This window comes from Peribacillus suis (genome assembly GCF_059384845.1).
This window is the reverse complement of record NZ_CM182019.1, coordinates 1,275,480-1,296,018: the sequence shown is the minus strand read 5'-3', so window position 1 is coordinate 1,296,018 and position 20,539 is coordinate 1,275,480. Positions and strand designations below refer to the sequence as shown.

24 protein-coding genes are annotated in these 20,539 nt (G+C 40.8%); 6 read left to right on the top strand and 18 right to left on the bottom strand.

Annotated features, from left to right (window positions below; translation table 11 throughout):
• Positions 1 to 127: 127 nt before the first annotated feature.
• The 4 genes from AC503W_RS06440 to AC503W_RS06425 all read right to left on the bottom strand — a co-directional run bounded on the left by AC503W_RS06440 (position 128) and on the right by AC503W_RS06425 (position 2,841).
• Positions 128 to 1,672 (bottom strand): MDR family MFS transporter, encoded by a 1,545-nt coding sequence (locus AC503W_RS06440; RefSeq protein ID WP_494917288.1) that lies wholly within the window; start codon positions 1,670 to 1,672, stop codon positions 128 to 130.
• Between the two features lie 91 nt (positions 1,673 to 1,763).
• Positions 1,764 to 2,204, bottom strand: coding sequence for a cyclic-di-AMP-binding protein CbpB (gene cbpB, locus AC503W_RS06435; RefSeq protein WP_402868031.1), 441 nt, complete (start codon positions 2,202 to 2,204; stop codon positions 1,764 to 1,766).
• 124 nt (positions 2,205 to 2,328) lie between these two features.
• A complete protein-coding gene (locus AC503W_RS06430) occupies positions 2,329 to 2,475 on the bottom strand; it encodes a hypothetical protein (protein ID WP_402868029.1) in 147 nt (48 codons plus the stop codon).
• A 126-nt stretch (positions 2,476 to 2,601) separates the two neighbouring features.
• Positions 2,602 to 2,841: a YkuJ family protein gene (locus AC503W_RS06425; RefSeq protein WP_402868027.1), complete on the bottom strand. Its 240-nt coding sequence runs from the start codon at positions 2,839 to 2,841 to the stop codon at positions 2,602 to 2,604.
• 183 nt (positions 2,842 to 3,024) lie between these two features.
• Here AC503W_RS06425 and AC503W_RS06420 point away from each other — a divergent pair, with 183 nt between their 5' ends.
• Complete coding sequence (locus AC503W_RS06420; RefSeq protein ID WP_407407904.1) at positions 3,025 to 4,002, top strand: MBL fold metallo-hydrolase; 978 nt, start codon at positions 3,025 to 3,027, stop codon at positions 4,000 to 4,002.
• A gap of 53 nt (positions 4,003 to 4,055) precedes the next feature.
• Positions 4,056 to 4,289, top strand: a complete 234-nt coding sequence (locus AC503W_RS06415) for a glutaredoxin family protein (protein ID WP_402868022.1) — start codon at positions 4,056 to 4,058, stop codon at positions 4,287 to 4,289.
• Positions 4,290 to 4,366: 77 nt separating this feature from the next.
• On the opposite strand, the gene AC503W_RS06410 is transcribed toward AC503W_RS06415, so the two are convergent.
• From AC503W_RS06410 to AC503W_RS06395, 4 genes are all read right to left on the bottom strand, one after another.
• A complete protein-coding gene (locus tag AC503W_RS06410; RefSeq protein WP_494916448.1) occupies positions 4,367 to 4,867 on the bottom strand; it encodes a DUF3993 domain-containing protein in 501 nt (166 codons plus the stop codon).
• 194 nt (positions 4,868 to 5,061) lie between these two features.
• Positions 5,062 to 5,292, bottom strand: a complete 231-nt coding sequence (locus AC503W_RS06405) for a hypothetical protein (RefSeq protein ID WP_402868018.1) — start codon at positions 5,290 to 5,292, stop codon at positions 5,062 to 5,064.
• A 72-nt stretch (positions 5,293 to 5,364) separates the two neighbouring features.
• Positions 5,365 to 6,570, bottom strand: coding sequence for an EAL domain-containing protein (locus AC503W_RS06400; RefSeq protein WP_402868016.1), 1,206 nt, complete (start codon positions 6,568 to 6,570; stop codon positions 5,365 to 5,367).
• Between the two features lie 200 nt (positions 6,571 to 6,770).
• Positions 6,771 to 8,630, bottom strand: coding sequence for an SLC13 family permease (locus AC503W_RS06395; RefSeq protein WP_494916445.1), 1,860 nt, complete (start codon positions 8,628 to 8,630; stop codon positions 6,771 to 6,773).
• Between the two features lie 157 nt (positions 8,631 to 8,787).
• On the opposite strand from AC503W_RS06395, the gene AC503W_RS06390 reads away from it, so the two are divergent.
• Complete coding sequence (locus AC503W_RS06390) at positions 8,788 to 9,648, top strand: metallophosphoesterase (RefSeq protein ID WP_427686510.1); 861 nt, start codon at positions 8,788 to 8,790, stop codon at positions 9,646 to 9,648.
• 143 nt (positions 9,649 to 9,791) lie between these two features.
• Here the strand turns inward: AC503W_RS06390 and crcB are convergent, their stop codons facing one another.
• A complete protein-coding gene (gene crcB / locus AC503W_RS06385; protein ID WP_402868011.1) occupies positions 9,792 to 10,148 on the bottom strand; it encodes a fluoride efflux transporter CrcB in 357 nt (118 codons plus the stop codon).
• Positions 10,145 to 10,525: a fluoride efflux transporter FluC gene (locus AC503W_RS06380; protein WP_427686512.1), complete on the bottom strand. Its 381-nt coding sequence runs from the start codon at positions 10,523 to 10,525 to the stop codon at positions 10,145 to 10,147. Before AC503W_RS06380 ends, crcB begins: the two co-directional genes overlap by 4 nt.
• A 118-nt stretch (positions 10,526 to 10,643) precedes the next feature.
• Here AC503W_RS06380 and AC503W_RS06375 point away from each other — a divergent pair, with 118 nt between their 5' ends.
• Together AC503W_RS06375 and AC503W_RS06370 are read left to right on the top strand one after the other, a co-directional pair.
• Entirely contained in the window at positions 10,644 to 11,012 is a 369-nt protein-coding gene (locus tag AC503W_RS06375) for a hypothetical protein (protein WP_407407897.1), read from the top strand.
• 315 nt (positions 11,013 to 11,327) lie between these two features.
• Positions 11,328 to 11,834 carry a YkyB family protein gene (locus AC503W_RS06370; protein WP_402987711.1) on the top strand — a complete coding sequence of 169 codons (507 nt, stop codon included), beginning with the start codon at positions 11,328 to 11,330 and terminating at the stop codon, positions 11,832 to 11,834.
• Between the two features lie 49 nt (positions 11,835 to 11,883).
• Here the strand turns inward: AC503W_RS06370 and AC503W_RS06365 are convergent, their stop codons facing one another.
• The 3 genes from AC503W_RS06365 to corA all read right to left on the bottom strand — a co-directional run bounded on the left by AC503W_RS06365 (position 11,884) and on the right by corA (position 14,623).
• Positions 11,884 to 12,789 carry a chemotaxis protein gene (locus AC503W_RS06365; protein WP_402868006.1) on the bottom strand — a complete coding sequence of 302 codons (906 nt, stop codon included), beginning with the start codon at positions 12,787 to 12,789 and terminating at the stop codon, positions 11,884 to 11,886.
• A 246-nt stretch (positions 12,790 to 13,035) separates the two neighbouring features.
• Positions 13,036 to 13,542 (bottom strand): RDD family protein, encoded by a 507-nt coding sequence (locus tag AC503W_RS06360; protein WP_402956116.1) that lies wholly within the window; start codon positions 13,540 to 13,542, stop codon positions 13,036 to 13,038.
• Positions 13,543 to 13,648: 106 nt separating this feature from the next.
• Positions 13,649 to 14,623, bottom strand: coding sequence for a magnesium/cobalt transporter CorA (corA, locus tag AC503W_RS06355; protein ID WP_402956114.1), 975 nt, complete (start codon positions 14,621 to 14,623; stop codon positions 13,649 to 13,651).
• A 166-nt stretch (positions 14,624 to 14,789) separates the two neighbouring features.
• Here corA and AC503W_RS06350 point away from each other — a divergent pair, with 166 nt between their 5' ends.
• A complete protein-coding gene (locus AC503W_RS06350) occupies positions 14,790 to 15,932 on the top strand; it encodes an aminotransferase A (protein WP_402956112.1) in 1,143 nt (380 codons plus the stop codon).
• Between the two features lie 88 nt (positions 15,933 to 16,020).
• Here the strand turns inward: AC503W_RS06350 and AC503W_RS06345 are convergent, their stop codons facing one another.
• From AC503W_RS06345 to AC503W_RS06325, 5 genes are all read right to left on the bottom strand, one after another.
• Entirely contained in the window at positions 16,021 to 16,386 is a 366-nt protein-coding gene (locus tag AC503W_RS06345; protein ID WP_402868000.1) for a hypothetical protein, read from the bottom strand.
• A 66-nt stretch (positions 16,387 to 16,452) separates the two neighbouring features.
• On the bottom strand, positions 16,453 to 17,325 hold the full coding sequence (locus AC503W_RS06340) for an NAD(P)-dependent oxidoreductase (protein ID WP_402987705.1): 873 nt from the start codon (positions 17,323 to 17,325) through the stop codon (positions 16,453 to 16,455).
• A 39-nt stretch (positions 17,326 to 17,364) separates the two neighbouring features.
• Positions 17,365 to 18,150: an SDR family oxidoreductase gene (locus AC503W_RS06335; RefSeq protein ID WP_494916444.1), complete on the bottom strand. Its 786-nt coding sequence runs from the start codon at positions 18,148 to 18,150 to the stop codon at positions 17,365 to 17,367.
• A 326-nt stretch (positions 18,151 to 18,476) separates the two neighbouring features.
• A complete protein-coding gene (gene ptsP / locus AC503W_RS06330) occupies positions 18,477 to 20,195 on the bottom strand; it encodes a phosphoenolpyruvate--protein phosphotransferase (RefSeq protein WP_427686516.1) in 1,719 nt (572 codons plus the stop codon).
• A complete protein-coding gene (locus tag AC503W_RS06325) occupies positions 20,195 to 20,461 on the bottom strand; it encodes a phosphocarrier protein HPr (RefSeq protein WP_402867991.1) in 267 nt (88 codons plus the stop codon). Before AC503W_RS06325 ends, ptsP begins: the two co-directional genes overlap by 1 nt.
• Positions 20,462 to 20,539: the final 78 nt, after the last annotated feature.

Here is a 20,539-nt window from a genome sequence, read left to right as displayed (position 1 = left end):
CCAACAGTTCAAATTCATTTTACATGGCGTGACCAACGCCTCATTGATTCATCTTGGCACTCGTGTAGGCAAGATTTGAGCATCCAAAAAAGAGGCAACCCATGTGTAGATTGCCTCTTCTTTCTAACTATTCAGTTCGCTTTTCCCTTTTCTTTAGTCTTGTCAGAGTCACAAGACTAATAACGGCAAAAAGTAAGACGATAAGATAAATGGTGTGCAGGGACGTCGTAAGTCCTTCCTGTAATACCTCTACTACATCTTTAGGCAGCATAGCACGCTCTTCACTATCCAATAATTTATTGGCTGTGTCGATCGTCACTTTTGAATCAACTGTTGCATGTTCATTCAAATAGGCTTGCAGCCTTGTATTCATGACTCCCCCGAGTAAAGCGGCTCCCACAGTATTCCCAAGATTCCGCATGAACATATTCGAGGCAGTTGCAATCCCCCGGCGTTCCCAACTGACCGTCTTTTGTATGACGACGATGAAAGATGTCGATGTCAAACCCATCCCCACCCCAACAAAGAAAGATCCCATTGCTGCAATAAGTGGACCAGCTTCTGGCTTCATCAAAACTAAAATCACGCTTCCAAGAATCAAAGAAACCCCACCAAGGAGTGATGTAGCCTTAAACCCTATTTTTAACAAGAGTCTACCAGCAAAAACCGAAGCAATTGGCCAACCAATGGACATGGCAGTCAGTGTAAAACCTGCAACTGTCGGTGAGCGTTCCATTACTCCTTGAACAAACGTTGGCAGGAAACTCGACAACCCAATCATCATCACCCCTGTTGTCAGGGAAACAAGGTTCGCTATTAAAATTGAGCGCTCTTTCCATATTTCAAATGGCATCATTGGCTCGGAAGCCCTTTTTTCCTGAACGATGAATAAAACAAACGAAACGACGGCAATTCCAACAAGTGAAATGGCTGGAGTAGAAGCCCAGGACCATTTTACTCCACCTTGGACAAGGACCACCATCAAGGTGGAAATCGATAAAGTTAACAACGCCGCCCCTATATAGTCAATATCACGTTTTTTCTTTTCAATATTTTCATGAAGGAACATCCAGATTCCAACAAATGATAGTAACCCCAAGGGAATGTTGATCCAGAATACAAGTCTCCAAGAAAGAGACTCGACAATCAACCCGCCCAATGCCGGTCCCATGACAGCAGAAATACCCCATACGCTTGAGAGGTATCCTTGGATGCGGGCCCTCTCTTCATTCTTATAAATGTCCCCGACAATGGTTGAGGCTACTGGCGCGACCGCCCCGGCACCAAACCCCTGCAGAAATCGATAAAATATGAGCTCCGTCATCGAGTCAGCAAAGCCGCATAGAACCGAACCAATCAGGAAGACGATAATGCCAAATAAAAGAACAGGCTTTCGACCGACTATGTCGGATAACTTTCCATATATCAAGACCGTCACGGCATTCATAAGTAAATAGCCGGAAAAAACCCAGCTATATAATGAAAAGCCACCCAGGTCACTGACAATGGCAGGCATGGCCGTCGACACAATCGTACCTTCAATTGCATTCATGAACATCGCCATCATGATCGCCGCAAGGATGAATGGCCGCTTTAATTTTAAGTTTTGACCGTTCGAAGTATTTATTGCTTGTACCAAGTTACGCATCCTCTCAACTAATATGATATCTATGGTTAACCCATTTTTAGTGATTTATGTAGAATAAGAAAACTCGCCACTTGGCGAGTCTGAGGTAAACTGTTCATTTACTATGGATATTTCCTCATTCAGGCAACAATTGTTCTTTAAAGACTTTCTTCAAAATCGCCCTTCTCGTAAGAATGCCTTCAAATAGATGTTCGTCATTCTCAACACAGACAAATGGATGATCAATTAACATTTCTACCCCTTTTATCAATGGATCGTCTATATTCAGACGAGGTATATCTATATTCATAATTTCGGAAACTTTTTTATTCTCCAGATTATCAAATTCAATTCTCTCAAGTCCCAAGATAGAGTCGAGAATGACTGGTGTGCTGATTAAGCCATGCAGTTTGTACATTGGATCTAACACAGGAATGGCCGTATAACCGCTCTTCGTTAATACCAATAGCGCATGTTCTAAATTATTGGTTACCTGCACGTGGGCCACGCGTTCAGAAGAAATCATTAAGTCTTTCACGCTGGATTCCAATAAATCCCCATCATGAGTACCGATCATGTTAAAACCCCTTACCATATGTTTTTATATATATATCCCTTACTCTAGTTTAACATAAACACGCAGAAAAGGCCCAATCAAACACCCCTTTAATTCCAAAAAAAGGGACATTTTAAAAGGTCGATTACCCCTTGCTTGTTTTGATATCACCTTTTTCATAACCACATTCAGGGCATCGATAAATAACATTTTGATTGGACTGGGCGGTTAAAACATCCTCTAATATCCTCTCATCGGAACAAACAGGGCATATCGCTTTTGGTTTTTTCATCTTCATCCCTCCTCTTTATAATGTGTCATAAAGTCATTGTATTCATTCAAACCACCTGGCTCCCTAAATCACATTAATAAACAAAATAAAAAAGCTGCTTTCCTAATGGAATGCAGCTTTTACAAATTAAGATTGAAGAAGATCAAAGATTTCAATGGTAATCATATCAACATTATCGAATTGATATTTTGATGATTTCCCTTTATCACTGTATACTTCAAGCTCGAACATTTCTGTTTTGCTGAAATATGTAACCTGGCATTTTTTCACACCATCTATTTCAAAAAAACGCTGAGCAGATTCAGATTCCTTTGCTTGCTCTTGAAGACTTTTCAATCTGGTAAGAATGCCCTGTAATTGAGACATACTCCCTCTCCTTTCTGAATAAAACCTTTTCGATAGGTTTCACTATACCATACTTTTCTATACAGTAGCCACGCTGAAATAAATTCAGAATAATTAAAACCTTCATTCTTTACATGCTACTATTATCAGAATAAAATAAGGAATGAATTTTGTACACAAAAAATTTTCCGGAGGTGCATTTTATTGGTTAAGGTTAGTGATCTCGGTTATCGTGTTTCTCTCATTGACGGTTTTGATCTAGGTAGGGAGAACCGAACTGGTACGTATGTAATGGCCGATAGGGACATTACTTTAGTTGAGACATCCGCCAGCCCCTCCATCCCTCATGTACTCAAGGGGTTGCAAGCGCTGGGGATTGCTTTAGAAGACATTACATATATCATTCTAACCCATATTCATTTGGACCATGCAGGGGGGGTTGGCCTTTTTTTACAGCATTGCCCGAACGCAAAAGTGGTTGTCCATCCAAAAGGTGCGCGCCATCTTGAAGATCCAACGCGATTGGTTGCAGGGGCAAAAGAGGTCTACGGTGCGGATTTCGACAAACTTTTCAACCCCATCCTTCCAGTTCCGCACGAAAAAATCATCATTAAGGGAAACAAGGAATCCCTTGAAACGAGCGACAACTGTACCTTGACCTTTTATGATACCCCAGGCCACGCAAACCACCATCTCAGCATATACGATTCAGTTTCAAAAGGAATGTTTTCCGGTGATACGGTCGGTGTGTACTATCGTGAACTTGAACCAGATGGCATCGAATTATATTTACCTTCTACATCACCTAATCAATTTAATCCCATAGCGATGCTTGCCGCTGCTGATTTGTATGAAAGTTTGGATGTGAATCGGATATACTTTGGCCATTACGGCGTTTCGGATAATCCAACGGAAGTATATAAACAATTGCGTTACTGGTTGCCCATTTTCGTTCAAACAGCTGAAACTGCCTTCAACGAATACAAGACGTTCAAGGAACAAGTAGATGCAACTATAGAAATGATTTTCGATAAAGTCACCACCCACCTTGCATCAATGGGCATAACGGGGGACCATCCCGTGTTCGAGATTATTAGGATGGACCTGGAAGTCTGTTCCATGGGGTTAATCGACTATTTGGTCAAACGTGATAACCCAGGATATAATCCTATCCAAAAGTAGTGCCATTCTTTATAATGAATAAGAACTCAATTAAAGATTATTTGGAGGAAATCATGAAAGACATTACCCTATATACACAACCCGAATGCCCTCCCTGCAAGATAACGAAATTGTTTCTGGATGATAACAATATCGAATATAAGGAAAAAGATATTAAAGCAGATGGGCATGCCCGTAAAGAATTGACTAATAAATATGGATCATATTCCACTCCTACAGTAGTCATCGATGGAAAAGCCATCATTGGCTTTAATATCGATGCCATTGAAAAGGAATTGAATCTTTAATTTTAAAAAAGTCTAAAGAAGATCATCCTTCTTTAGACTTTTTTCATGCTGGATATTCGATTATCCAAACAAATATATTACTTATCTGCCTGTTCTTTTTGATTTGCGCTTTCATATGAAATGTCGGCAACCTTCCAGACGTCATTTTCTTTTTTCAAGGTAACTGTCTCTACATGCTTCCCGGAAGTGACAGGGCCCCCTTCTGACGCCTCAAATGACTCTTGTACATACATGTAGTCCAAGTTTTCCCCATAGATTACTTCTGTATGATCATCATAGCTAAAGAAAGGAATATAATAGGGTGCGAAATCCGAACCGAAGGCCATATAACCTCCCTCGACTTGCACGACATTGGCTTTATAAAACTTATCTATGAACTCTTCCGTGAAGTGATCATTCAGTTTTCCTTTAATGTCTTTCTCCGTTCTTATTTCCTCACTGAGTGAACCTTGATCATTTAATGCTTCCTGCATTAACGAAAATACTTGTTCCCTATGTATGCCTTCTTCTGCAGTAACAGGTAAGCCTCCGATTAAAAGAAGGGCACTAACGACGCAAGCAACTAAATATTTTTTCATAGTTTCATCTCCTAGGTAGTATAATATCCGAATCATACCGGTTTTTGTCTATACTTTTCCTTACCCGCCATGGATAAGACCAAACTGAAAAAAAATACCATATTGGAAAACCACCCGAATATTGGTAGTTTTCTTCTCGCTATTCCATAAAAAAAAGAAGATTTCATACTTTCCGAAATCTTCCTTCTTATGAATTATTTAAATGCATAATAAAAAATGAAACCAGCAATCAAGACCGTTGCAACCAATAAAGAAATAAAAATCGGATTCCACAAATATGGATGCTCTTTTACTGAATCATCGAGAGACGAATCGTACTTCCCTTTGACCGCTTTCTGCCCTTTTGCAACAGAATAGGTATAAAAGAGTAAATATATCGACATGATGATTACGACAATGAGTAGAATCCAAATATATGTACTCAAAATATGTCTCCTCCAAGCATTATTTTTGCTTATCGTTACACATTTTGAACAATATTATACCTGTATCCGCTTTTATAACAAGGCTTCGTTTTCATAGAGGAAGCTATAGGACAAATCAAAGAAAATATATTCTTTATTATTCAGCGGATATGAAAAGGTTCTAATCGTCTCCCCCGTTTCGATATCACTGTACAGATCAGATAAAATGCCTTTTTTTTCATTGCGCATTTTAACGATATTTTCAAGGAAATAAGGGCGCCAGCTCCAATTATGATTCATATATTTAGGTTGGACCACCCATTGTCCGTCTTTATGAAGAATATTAGGCGATTTCTGATACCCTTCTTCATCACAAATATATAACCGAAAACATACTGAATCCAATTTTTTCGCCAGGATTCCGAGGAATTCCTCATGCGAACCTTTTCCTTTTTGTTGTTTGATGAAATCTTGCATCCCTTCATTAAACTGCAGGGTTTTTTGATAAACGGCTTCCATCTTTTTTGTTTCCAGAGATATGAAAGATTGGCATTCCTGATGAAATTTTTCTCGAAGTAAATCTTTATCAATAAATTCCCCGTCAGGTTTTGCTAAGAAATACCCCTGATAATAACGCCCCCCATTCTTCCAAGCGAAACGGAGCTGGTACTCAGACTCGATATTTTCAAACAGTAAATTGGCCCCTATCCTACGTGCTAGCATACTGAGCGAGAAGAGAATGACCTGGTATGCGTCTCCCCCTGATATTCGTAGTTGATTCAAATTCACTTTTAAAATATTCGGAGAAATCTGAGCAATATGATCGAGTTGACTATCTTCCCCAAGATGATCAAATGCTATTTTAATGCCGTATGTTTTAAAATAGGCGAGTACATGTTGTAATGGTTCGTAGTTTTCCGGGCTGATCGTATCCGATAGTTCAAGAACGATTCTATTCATTTCCTCCGGTTGAAAGTGACGATGGAGAATTTCCATAAATTCTTCGCCATGATCGAGCATAAGCAAATTGGGATCGCGATTAATAAAAATGAGAAAATCCTCACCATAATCCCTTATTCGTTCGAGAGCTATTTCCAACACATAATTATCCACTTCTATCCGATATTCTTCAGGCACGGAAGAATCGTGAAAAAAAGTACCAAGACTTTCATATTCGCCCTTTTCCTCATAGCGCCCTAGTATTTCATACCCGATGACCTGATGTTGATCTGCACTGAAAATGGGTTGAAAAAAAGGTGTTACCCTGTCTAAATTCTTTAATATTTTTTCTGCATCCATGATGTATTCCCCCTAATTACGAAACATCAATATGCAAAAATTATACCATTAGTTGTTGGCGTTGATAATACTAACTTTCGCAATCCTCCCTTTTCACCCTTTATATGGGTAAAAATATAGGAAGGAATCTCTATTATTTTACTCGGATATAGTAAAAGGCCATTGTTCTAAAATCGAACAATGTCCTTTTTAATGCACGATTAAAATGGGAAGAACAATGGAATCGTTATGACCACGATGACACCGATGAAGATTTGTGTCGCAATGCCTATGACGGTGAAATCTTCATATTTATAATCGCCCGCAGTCATGACCAACGCATTTGTAGTCGCCACTCTTGGTGTCGCCAAGGCCAGGCTTCCTGCAACCGCCAGTGAGAGGAAAACCGGAACGGGATCGATTCCCTGATTGACTGCCGAGGTTAATGCCAGGGGCGTCATAACGACTGTAGCTGCCCCATAAGGAATGAATTGGCTCAGGATCAGGGTCAAGAGATAAAAGACCGCCAATAATCCATGTGCACCAATATTATTGAATAATAAAGCCATCCAATCACTTATCATCCTGACACCACCTGTATCATCAAAAGCAGCGGTCAGCCCCAGCATGGCCGCAATTAATAGGATAGGTTCCCAATTTATCTTTTGATAGGCATCTTCCATGGAACGGACACAGCCAGTTACGATCATCAGCAAGGCGGCGGTAAGGACCGACAAAGCAGGAGGAATCGAATCAATCGATAAAAGAACGATCATGATGCCCATTATGGTCAAGGCAATCCACGTTTTGGATTTTGAATCCACAGCGGAACTTTCTTCTGAGGTTGTACCTATCACTATCACATCCTCTAGATCGGAAGAAATCCTCTCGATATTCTCCCACTCCCCGTGAATCAATATCGCATCGCCAGGTTTCAAACGCTCTGTTCCGACATCCGCCTGGATATATTCACCATTCCTATTGATTGCAAGCACGTTACATTGGTATTTTTCACGAAAATGAACATCAATAAGAGTTTGATTTTCATAGTCCGAGTTCGGGACGATCAATATTTCCGTCAAACCAAATTTACTGCTAAGGAAATGTTTCTTAATTTGTTCCGTATTAAAGTGCTTGAATTCCAATTCATAGTGCTCCGCTAATCTCTGAACCGCGTCTTCTTCACCAAAAACCAAAATGATGTCATCCGGATGCAGTACCTCATTGGCCCTGGCAGATATCGTTTGTTGCTTTTGAAGCAACGGCAACTGCTTGTCTTTGGATTTCCGCTGAATTTCAATTAATGTCAATTCATATTGAATGGGAAGCTGAAGGTCGGATAGCCTTTCTCCGACAATATCCGATGAAGCAGGAATGTGTAGGTAATGCAAAAGATCATACACTTTGTACATCCCAGCCAGTTCCCCCGCGGATAAGCCCTTTACACTATTATTGGCTGCAATTGTTTTTTCCGGTAATAGCAAACGTCCCAGTGTGAGCATGAAGAAAAGCCCAGCTATAAATGCAATCAAACCGATTGGTGCGAAATCAAAGAAAGAAAATGTCTCTAACCCATTTTCCCTCAATACATTGGCTACAATCATATTTGACGGGGTACCGGTTAGTGTAATGAGTCCGCCAATACTGCATGCATAGGCCAGTGGCAATAAATAGCGGGTCGGACTTGTTTTTTGTTGCAAAGCCATGCTCATTACAAGTGGAAGCAAAATGGCAACAATACCGGTACCGCTTAATAGTGCACTTAATAGGCCTGCCGTTACCATGACGATCAATAGTGACTTCCACTCATTCCCACCACAATAGTTAAGCAATTTGTTTCCTATCTTTTCTATGATTCCAGTATTGAATAATCCTGCCCCGACGATATATAGGGCCGCTAGCATAATCACTACGGGATTGGCAAACCCCGCCACCAGTTCATTAAATGTAAGTATGCCAGTCAGCCCCAGAACAGCAAGGGCACAAAGAGCGATTAAATCCGCACGAAATTTACCTTGTATAAAAAGCGCGAACGCGCATAGAAGTATAATCAGTGTAATAAACATTGGTTCGGTCATCATGCTACCTCCGTGTAAATGTCAGTTTTAAACTGGATATTAACCATTCGACTCCAATAAACTAGGTTTCCCTTTGCCTATAGAAGAGATTTCTTCTAATTATGTACATTGTTTGTTAATATGAGGAAGTAACATTCTTAATGTAGATAGGTTGATTAATTTGAGTAAAAGTATTTCCCGAAGAACATTTATAAAAAATAGCCTGCGTACGCTGGCGACTGTAACTGGTTTAAGCGTTGGGGGCGGATATTACGCCCATAACTTAGAGCCAAAGTGGTTAGAAATAAAGCACAATTTTATCAGCCACCCTCTTATTCCTAAAGGTTTTGATGGTATGAAAATGATACAGTTCAGCGATACCCACTTAGGCTTTCAATTTCAGCTTAGTGACTTGCAAGCGATTGTCGAGAAGATAAACCAAATGGATCCGGATATTGTTTTATTTACCGGTGATTTGATGGACGAGCCCAATAAATATAATGCTCAAAATGAAATCCCACCTGTGTTGAATCAACTTAAAGCGCCCTTGGGCAAGTTCAGCATTTTCGGTAACCATGATCACGGTGGGTATGGCTCCGAGATATATCGAGATATCATGGAAAAATCGAATTTCACCATGTTGCAAAATAATTCCGCCCGGGTTTCATTACTTTCAGCAGAAGAAATATTCCTAACTGGTGTGGATGATGCGATGCTCGGAAAACCTGACTTTGAAAAGGCTCTCTCAGGTATACCAAAAGGGGGATTCACCATTATGCTCTCCCATGCTCCAGACCTGGCAGATATATCTAGCACTTATGATATCCACTATCAGATTAGCGGGCACAGTCACGGCGGGCAAGTTCAAATTCCTTTGATTGGTGCCCTTGTCACTCCCCCATATGCCGAAAAGTATACGGAGGGGACCTTTGATCTTGGTTCCTTGACTCTACATGTTAACCGAGGTCTTGGCACAACCCGACTTCCTTATCGCTTTTTATCGCGCCCTGAATTGACCATTTATGAACTAAGAGCAGAATAACAAGAAATACAGGGGAAAATCGCCAGACTCATTAACAAAGCCTGTGCGTGAAAATTCCTATGTAGTGAATTATAGCATTAGATGGTGAATGGAAACACCTCGATAATTTTACCATCCTGCAAAAGTGTTAATGGATAAGACCTTTAAAGCATATAACCATATAGGAACGCCAAGATGCCACCAATAACCGATACCGTTATGTAGATAAGACATTCTATGTAGCGGTGTTTTTTCATAAGGTCAAGAGCTTCCATACTGAAAGTGGAGAAAGTCGTAAAAGCACCGAAAAATCCCATTGAAAGCATCAACTGCATAGAAAGTTCCCATTCTTCCTTTCTTGGAAAGATCCATCCTAACCCGAAACACCCAATTAGATTAATCAGCAAAATACTAAATGGTATGGGCTTCGAAGGCAGAAGCTTATTAAATAAAGTCTGAAACATATATCTGAAGGCTGCACCGAAAAAACCTCCAATCAAAACGGAGAAAACATGAATCACAAGGTCTCACCTCTTTTGTCAGTAAAAAGACGCAGCCCTATAAAACCAGCAAACAGTCCCATTACAAGCGTAGCTCCTAGATAAATCGCTGCTTGAATCATGGAATGCCGCATAAGCGTTACCATTTCCTGAGAAAATGTAGACATCGTGGTAAACCCTCCGCAAAACCCACTACCAAGAGCTAAAAAAACGAGTGACTTTTTTTTAGAGGCGAAATACCCATTTATCGTTCCAAGCAAAAAACACCCTACTATATTTATAAGGAGCGTCCCAAATGGAAAGAAAAAAACGGATGTCGAGGCACTAATTGAATAGCGTACTAATGCTCCACCCGCACCTCCAAAACTTACGGCCAAAACCTTCTTAAACGGCTCCATAAAACCACCTCAACTATTTGAAAAACGAATAGATTCATTATAACAGATTCAGCTGGAACAGGCTCTTTTCATAAAATAAACCATACTATGTAAAGACATAGAGAAAAGGAGGCCAACCATGCAAACACAATATTATTATCCTTTCTATCCCTACCAACAATATCCACATCCGCAAAATGTATATCGTAACGGATACGGGGATGAAATGGGAATTGAATATGGGAACGATGAACGCTTCTTTCCATTCTTTCCTTTATTGCTCCCTTTATCATTTGTGGCTGGATTAGCAGTAGGTCCGTTATTATTCAACAACCGTCCACCGTACCCGCCGCCGTATCCTCCCTATCCGCCCGCTTACCCTCCTTATCCTGCCCCTCCCTATCCAGGCAATCAGGGATATCCGGGGTACCAAGGTTTTCAGGGCTACCCACAACAATTCGGCGCACAAGCCGCAGTCAATGAAAATATTAATATCTACACCCAATAAGGGTTGCACAGAAGGCGGAATGAACCGCCTTCTTTTCTTAATGGATACAAGTTCTTTACCTTATAGTTTTTCACAAATTAAAGCGTCACAGTATTAGAATTTGCTTCCTTATATATTTTGTAGTGGTATAATATGAAATGCATAGATGGTAAAGTGTTGGGAATAACTTTAAATTATAAATTTTTGAACTATTTTCCATCCGACTCTACCTTACAAGCCTAATATCACACCAATATAAATAAACGGTAGACTTGATTGAAGAAATCTATTTCAATAGCATTACTTCTAAACCTATGATGAAAAGGAGTTTCTACTATGAATCAAACGAAAGGACATTCTGAAATGGATGAGTTTTCGATAAACTCCCTTGCCCAAGCCGTGTTTATAGTAAATAAACATGCTAAGACTGCATTGGAGCCTAAAAATCTGTACAATCTAAAGAAGCTCGCATTAAATAAGCTCATGCAAGAAGGAAAAGCGAAGAAGATGGGACTCCATTTTTCTGACAACCCTCGCTTTGCCGCTCAACAATCCGATGTCATTGTTGAATGTGGATCATACGTCTTTCACCTACCGCCTACGAAGGAAGACTTAAAAACCCTCCCCCATCTCGGCAGTCGCGCAGCGTCCGTACGAAATCCTAAAGCTGCCTTGTCACTATCAAAAGCAAAGCAAATTTTACAAACTTACGTTGGACAAGCTGGCGAAAAACAAACCAGCCCTGTAAAGGCCGAAAAAAAGTCATATGGACGGAGTCAAGTTAAACAGCCCTTTCATAATCCATTCCCCTCTTCTTTTTTAGGAAAAGGTTCAAAGTATTAAAAGAAAAAAACGGGACGAGGATCTAATATCCTCGTCCCATTTTCATAGGTTATAAAACAAATTGATCGATCAATCTTATCAGTTCCGCAATCTCCGGTTTGCTGATCTGTGCATCCGCACCGACTACCTGCCCTTTATGGCGTAGGCTATCTGTAATCAACGATGAAAATATAATGACCGGCAATTCAGCGAGTTTGCCATTCTCCTTAATTCTTCTAGTAAGATGATGCCCGTCCATTTGAGGCATCTCAATATCCGTAATCACCAGTTGAATTTCCTCCACAATCGTTTTGCCGGCTTCTACGAGCCCTTCCAAATAATTGATGGCATCCTGACCATTTTCGTAGAACTCCAATTGCTTAAATCCGGCTTCAGTCAATGTATCGAACAGCAACTTACGCAGTAATGGCGAGTCCTCAGCAATCAAGATTCTCTTTTCGGAATTTTGACGTTGACCAAGTTTTCTAACCTGCTGAACATTGATTCCTGACTCAGGATTGATTTCGACGACGATTTTCTCAAAATCCAGCAATAATATCATTTCACTGTTTAGTTTGATAACGCCGATAATCTGGCTTTCCAAGCCTTGATACATATCCGAAGGCTTTTCGATTTGTGTCCATGAGATACGATGGATCTGTGTCACCGTATGGACATGGAAGACGACTTTTTGCTGATTGAATTCAGCGACTATGAATTTATCCTGTTCTGGATTTTCCGATGCAGGAAACCCTAAGGCATCAGCTACATTAACTACAGGAAGCACTTCACCACGAAGCTCAATGATCCCCTCCACATTCGGATGGGAGTGAGGCACAAGGGTAATATGTACAGGATTTATGATTTCCTTCACTTTAATTACATTTATGCCGAATTTATTCTTTCCAATCCCGAATTCGACGATTTCAAGTTCATTCGTACCGCTTTCAAGTAATATTCCTTTATTGGCTTCCATTTATTTATCTCGCCCTTCCCTTACATCTATCATTTATTTATTCAATATACTACTTTTCTAGATTGAAAAATAATACATTTTAGCAAAAAAGACCTATACCTTATAGATAAATGACTTCTACCTAATAATTCGGTTATTTACGCCGATTGTTTAGAATCCTGGGCAAAAAATAATATTGTGAAAATGAATTACCGAGGCACACGAAAAAAAGAAGGCCCACCTTTGAGCCTCCCTACTTTGATTCATTTACTTTTTTACGACAAGCGTTCCGACTATCATATCGTGGAGCGCTTGTTTCTTTTCCGTGAACCCGGCCATGATATAGCCGATATAAAGGATGACTCCTGAAATAATCGTAGCGAAATAGCGGCCCGCAGCCTTGCCGAAACCGATTCGATTTCCATTTAAATCCACCACTTTAATATTAAGCAGTTTTTTCCCGACAGTCCCCTGCCATTTCGAAGAGTGTAATAGAGTATAATATAGAAAGCTAATAAGTATAGCTAAAAATAAGGTGATGAAAGTCCCGCCCATGAAGGCCAAGATTTCTCCGCCTCCCGGCTCATAATTGGGATCAAGCATGTCTTCCTGAACGCTTGACATGCTGCCGAGCCAAATTAGATTCACGATGGTCATCAGGATTCCTGTGGGGATACCGATTATGATTCCATCAATGATATTGGCACCAAATCGTATCCAAAAACCTGCATACTCTCTTCCTTCATCTGGATAAACCTCTACTAATCTTTCCATAATAAACTACCTCTCTTTCACATTTTTGGAAATTAATGATAACCCATCCATTATAACAAAGACTTTTATCATTGTTCCATCAATATGGCAGATTGCTTAACCGATTTTACCTATTACGAGACTTTTTACCTATTTCCAACCAGCCTTTTTTGACGAAATATAAAAACATCATAAAAGCAATGCCACCCATCATCCCAAGGATTACATAATAGCCATAGTGCCAATTCAATTCAGGCATATACTTAAAGTTCATACCATACACGCCCACTATGAAAGTGAGTGGCATGAAAATGGTCGTAATGACAGTCAAAGTCATCATCGTAGAATTCATATTATTCGAATTGACCGACAGATAACTATCGCGAATATCTGAAGAAAAATCCCGATAGGATTCAAGCATCTCCGTTAGCTTAATAAGGTGATCATATACATCATGAAAATATAGATGCTGATCCTTTAAATAGTTCAACCTATCAGAAGTAATCATCCGATACAATAAGTCACGCATGGGCAGGATTGTACGACGAAGCTTCGACAAATCCGTTCTCAAATCGAATAGCTGATTCATCAATTCCGATATCGTTTCATTCTCCGTGTTATCCTCGATACTGTTAAGCTCGCTTTCCATTTTATAAACAGGAGGAAAGAATTCATCGACGACCCGGTCAATCAGTCTATGCATCAAGAAGAACGGCCCTTGCTTTAAGGTTTCCAACTCAGGGATTTCCCTCCAAACCTCTTCTAGTTCCTGGAGTTCTTCCTTATGAAATGTGACTAACCATTTTTCCCCGATAAAAAGACCCAATTCGACAGCCTTGAAGATTTTCTGCCTTATGGCATGTATCACGAGGAATTGATAGCCTTCATAAAAATCCATTTTTGGCCGCTGGTTATAGTCATCAAGGCAATCTTCGATGGCTAAATGGTGAAAGTGGAAATGGCTCGATAGCACCTTTATTTCCTCTACAGTAGGTTTTGAAAAATCCACCCAATACCATTCAATATAATCATCACCTAATTTTTTTAGCTCTAAATCAAAAATGACCTCTTTTTCTTTTGTTATGGCACAGGTTCTAATCATTTATATCAATCCTCAAAATTTTCTTGATCTTGAACTTCATTATACCTTCAATACATTAATCACAAAAAGTATTTTTTCCTCTCCCCTTACAAAATGATAAAATAGAATGGATTTGATACATTCATATAACCATTCACAAACTGATAAGAACAAGGAGGATATTCAAATGGAACATTTAGTAAACCCGCTTGTAAAAGAGGTTCAAATATCTGGAATCCGAAAATTCTATAATCTAGTAGCCGATATTAAAGGGACCATTTCTTTAACGATAGGTCAGCCCGACTTCCCTACACCGCGACATATTAAGGAAGCCGCAAAACAGGCGATTGATGATGATTATACGGTTTACACCCATAATGCCGGATATTTGGAATTAAGGGAAGCCGCGAGCGCTTATGTAAAAGATAAATACCAGCTTTCATACAATCCAGTCAATGAAGTCATCGTCACTTCGGGAGCAAGCGAAGGAATCGACATTACATTTCGGACCATCCTCACCCCTGGAAATGAAGTGATCCTCCCAGGCCCTGTCTATCCAGGCTACGAGCCGATCATTAAAATGAGCGGGGCCGAGCCTGTTTACGCTGACACGACTAAGAACGGTTTTCGTTTGACCGCTGATATCCTAAAAGCATACATAACCGAAAAAACCCGTTGCATCGTTTTGCCTTACCCTTCAAATCCAACCGGGGTCACACTAACGGCAGAAGAGCTACAGGACATCGCAGAGCTCGTGCGTGGCAAGGATATTTTCATTTTAGCCGATGAAATATATAGCGAGTTGGTTTTTGACCAGGATCATGTTTCAATCGCCACTTTTTTAAGGGAACAAACCATTGTGTTAAATGGTTTATCAAAATCCCATTCAATGACTGGTTGGAGGATTGGTCTGTTATTTGCTCCCGAGTCGATTTCTAAACATTTGTTAAAGGTCCATCAGTATAACGTAACTTGTGCCTCCTCCATCTCGCAACGTGCTGCCTTAGCTGCGTTAACAGTTGGAAAAGACGATAGCATGTCCATGAAAACGGAATATGCTAGTAGGAGGGACTACGTGTACAACCGATTACAAGCAATGGATCTGGATGTGGTCAAACCGGATGGTGCCTTTTACTTTTTCGTAAAACTGCCTGAAGGCTACCCATCCTCCTTGGAGTTCTGCCTGGAACTAGTAAAACAGGAAAAGGTAGCTGTCGTTCCTGGAGATGCCTTCTCGCCACTGGGGGAAGGATACTTCCGGATTTCCTATGCCTATTCCATGGAAACACTTAAAGAAGGATTAGATCGTATCGCAGCCTTTTTAAAATAACTGTGAGTATAGTATGCACAAAAAAATGGCCATCAACAGTAGGAACCGTTGAGGCCATTTTCTTTGTAAAAAAGAGAGTATGGCAATATTAATACAACCTTCGTAAGAATCGCACTTCGCGATAGCCTTCTTCCTTATTGGTTGTCGTAAGGCTGACCTCGACTATTGAACCCAATAGATCCGTCATCACCTCTTCAAATTCCCTGGCGTTTCGCGGTTTCGAATGCCCTAGGTTTTTTAACTCCCTCATTAATATTTGAAAACCAGCATCGGTCTCGATATGACTGAATTTCACCGGTAAGATCAAGGGGCTCTCATTCATCAATTTCAATTCCCAACGAATGGGCTTTGTTTGGTGAATCGTTTTTTCCCGTTTATACCCCTCGATTCGGACAATATATATGCCATCTTCAAGTTCCTGGAACTTCATGTGGATATCGTCAAAGTCACCCATACGTATCTCTCCTTTTTGTAAAGGCTGTCGCTTACAGCTTATTCAAAAAAGGAGCGGATAGCACTTTTAATTATAGTGTTTATATAAAGCCTGGGTGCCGCTGTTCTCCTCACCAGCCTCTGCAAGCCCATCATACAGAGATTTGCTCAAAGTTAATCCAGGCGCATCCCACCCCATTTTCTCCACTTCATCAAGTGCAATTTTCATATCTTTAATAAAATGCTTGATATAAAACCCTGGTTCAAAATCACCTTTGACCATTCGTGGGACAAGATTGGATAGGGACCAACTGCCGGCAGAGCCCGAGGAAATGCTTTGGAGGACTTTTTCCGGATCAAGCCCTGCCCTTGTAGCGTATGAGATGGCTTCCGTAACCCCGATCATGTTGGAGGCAATCGCTATTTGGTTGCACATTTTCGTATGCTGACCTGAACCCTCAGGGCCTTGATGAACAATATTGCTTCCCATGCACTCAAGAATTGGGCGTACTGTTTCAAATGCAGCAGGATCTCCGCCCACCATGATGGTTAGATTGCCATCACGGGCACCCACATCTCCTCCGGAAACTGGGGCATCAAGAGCTTCCAGCCCCTTTTTCCGTGCTTCTCCCGCTATCTTCATGGCCAAGGAGGGTGTGGAGGTTGTCATATCTATTAAAAGTGTCCCTTCTTTTGCACATTCAATAAGGCCCTGTTCCCCCAGATAAATTTCCTCGACATCACTCGGATACCCGACCATGGAAATGATCACATTCGTTTGTTGGGCAATCTCCCTAGGTGTTGCTGCCCACTTTGCCCCCTTACCAATCAACTCTTCTGCCTTTTCCTTGGACCTGGTATAAACATGTACCTCGTAACCTGCTTTAAGCAAGTTTCCCGCCATGCTCTTTCCCATAACCCCTGTACCAATAAATCCGATTACTGTGTTTTTCTCTTTCATGTTCATTCTCCCTTCGAATCATCTGTGAATTAATGCAAACTAGATGGATTTAACCATCCCTCCATCTACCAAATAAGATTGGCCGGTTAAATATGTATTGGCCCCAGAAACGAGGAAGGTTACGAACTTCGCAAATTCCTCTGGTTCGCCATAACGCCCAAGCGGGATGTTACTAAGGGCTTTCCCTGTGATATCTGCAGTTGAGACACCCTGTTTCTCGGCATTGAATTGATCCAGATGTTGAATGCGCTCGGTTGCGATTCGACCCGGTCCAACCGTATTGATCAATATCTTGTCTGGTGCTAGCTCTGTAGCCAATGTTTTCGCCAATCCCACGATTGCCGTGCGGAAAGTATTCGATAGCAATAGGCCGGGTATTGGCTCTTTAATAGAAGACGATGCAATGTTAACGATCTTGCCGCCTTGTTTTTTTAGAAGCGGTAAGCTTTCACGAATGGTTCGGATAAAGCTCAATAAATTCAGTTCAAATGAATGTTGCCAGTCTGCATCACTAAAATCATTAAATGTCCCCCCTGGAGGACCTCCGGCATTATTGATAAGGATATCTAGCCCGCCAAATTCTTCAGCCACTTTCTCCAACAACGACTTAATATCATCAGGTTTTGTAATATCCGTCACTTTATACGACACTTTCCCCTTGCAGATCTTTGATAATTCCTTTTGAACTGCCACCAATTTTTCTTCACTTCTCGCAGCGAGCATGACGTTGGCACCTTCTTTAACAAGCTCTTCCGCTATTGCCTTTCCCAACCCTTGGCTCGAGGCCAGAATCAAGGCATTTTTCTTTTGTAAATATAAATCCACTGTACTTCCCCCTTTTTCATAAAAAATACCAAACATGATTTTATTATATCCTTTATTGTATAAAGTGAAAAATCTGAATTATCAATATCCCAATTCCCCGGAGAGTTTTATCCTATTCCCCCAAAAAAATCGCCGGCTGGGAAACCCAGCCGGCTTTAAAAGGGGGAAATGAGAATGTCAGTTGCTCATATCGAGCTAAACAACTGTGCTTGTCCTTTATTTACCCATGTATAACGTTGTTAAACATCTTTTGGAAGATTTCAAAAAAATAAACACGGTGCTTTCATCCATTGAAGTTTCATTGGATGAAAGTGCCGTTTGTCATGCTATTTATTCACTTTTTCAAGTACAGCTTCTTTCACTTGTTCGTTTGTATCCATCATCAAGACATCTTGTGATAGTTTTTTCATTTCTTCAAGTGAAAGTTTCCTGATTAGAGATCGAGCTTTTAAGATAGAGGTGGCACTCATCGAGAATTCATCAAGGCCCAACCCAATTAAAATAGGGACAGCCACTTCATCTCCCGCCATCTCGCCGCACATTCCTGCCCATTTTCCTTCTTTATGGGCAGCATCAATTACCATTTTAACAAGTCGTAATATTGCCGGGTTATATGGTTGATATAAATACGAGACTCTCTCATTCATCCGGTCCGCTGCCATTGTATATTGAATCAAGTCATTCGTACCAATGCTGAAGAAATCGACCTCTTTGGCAAAAATATCTGCCATGACCGCAGTGGAAGGAATTTCAACCATGATGCCGACTTCAATCTTTTCTGCCACCGGGATATCCTTTTCAAGTAATTCCTGCCGCACTTCTTCCAACACAGCTTTGGCTTCGCGGAATTCTGTTAAGGTCGCAATCATTGGGAACATGATTTTCAAGTTTCCGTAAATGCTTGCCCGTAGCAACGCCCGTAGCTGGATACGGAAAATTTCTTGCTCATTTAAGCATAAACGAATTGCCCGATAGCCAAGGAATGGGTTCATTTCCTTAGGTAACTGCAAGTAGGGTAACTCTTTGTCCCCGCCTATATCAAGTGTTCTGACGACAACCGACTTTCCGGCCATCCCTTCCAGCACCGTCTTATAGGCTTCAAACTGCTCTTCTTCACTAGGCATTTCATTTCGTCCCATGTAGAGGAATTCTGTCCGGTACAAACCGATTCCTTCCCCACCATTTTTGTGAACACCTTCTAAATCCTTCGGTGTCCCAATATTGGCTGCCAGCTCTACTTGGTGCCCATCTTTTGTAACCGTTTGTTCATGGACCAACTTTGCCCATTCAGCCTTCTGCAAGGCATATTTTTTCTGCATTTCCTCGTACCTTTGCACAAGTTCAGGGGTCGGGTTAATATGCACTTCGCCATTAAGCCCGTCTATGATGACCAAGTCCCCATTTTCGATGGAAGCGGTCACCGTTTTAGTTCCTACAACTGCCGGAATCTCTAATGAACGAGCCATAATGGCTGAATGTGATGTTCTGCCACCGATATCAGTCGTGAACCCTTTAACATACATCGGATTTAACTGGGCTGTATCAGAAGGCGTCAAATCCTCGGCAATGATGATCACTTCTTCTGCAATCATGCTTGGATTCGGAATATGTATACCCAAAAGATGAGATAGGACACGTTTTGTTACATCACGGATATCAGCAGCTCTTTCCTTCATGTACTCATTATCCATTTGTTCAAACATCGTAATGAACATGCTTGCAACTTCATGTAAAGAAGATTCAGCATTTATGTTTTCAGACTTGATTTTATCCTGAACAGGGTTCAAAAGTTCCGGATCGGAAAGTACTAGTAAATGGGCATCAAAAATGGCTGCCTTATCGGCCCCCAAATCCTGCTCGGCCTTGTTCCTGATGATTTCCAATTCTGAAGTAGATTTTTGGATGGCTTCCTTGAAACGGGTTACTTCAGCCTCAACATCCTCAATACTCCTTTTTTCAACCGACAATTCCGGTTCGATAAGACGATAGGCTTTCGCGATGGCTATGCCGCTTGACGCTGCGATTCCACTTATCAGCGTGGACATTATTCTGCCAAACCTTCTCTGCTCAATGTGTCAGAAAGTGTTTTTAGAGCATCATTTTCATCGCTGCCTTCTGCAGTAATCGTGATTTCTGCACCTTTACCGATTCCAAGAGACATAACACCCATAATGGATTTAAGATTCACTTTTTTCTCTTTATATGCAAGGTTGATTTCTGAATCAAATTTACCAGCTGCTTGTACAAGCAATGTAGCGGGACGAGCATGAATTCCTGTTTCTGCAGTTACTGTAAACGTTTTTTCTACCATATAAATCATTCTCCTTTAATATAAAATAAACTAACAAGAATAGGATATGTAAGGTTTTTCCCTATTCATTTAAGAAAG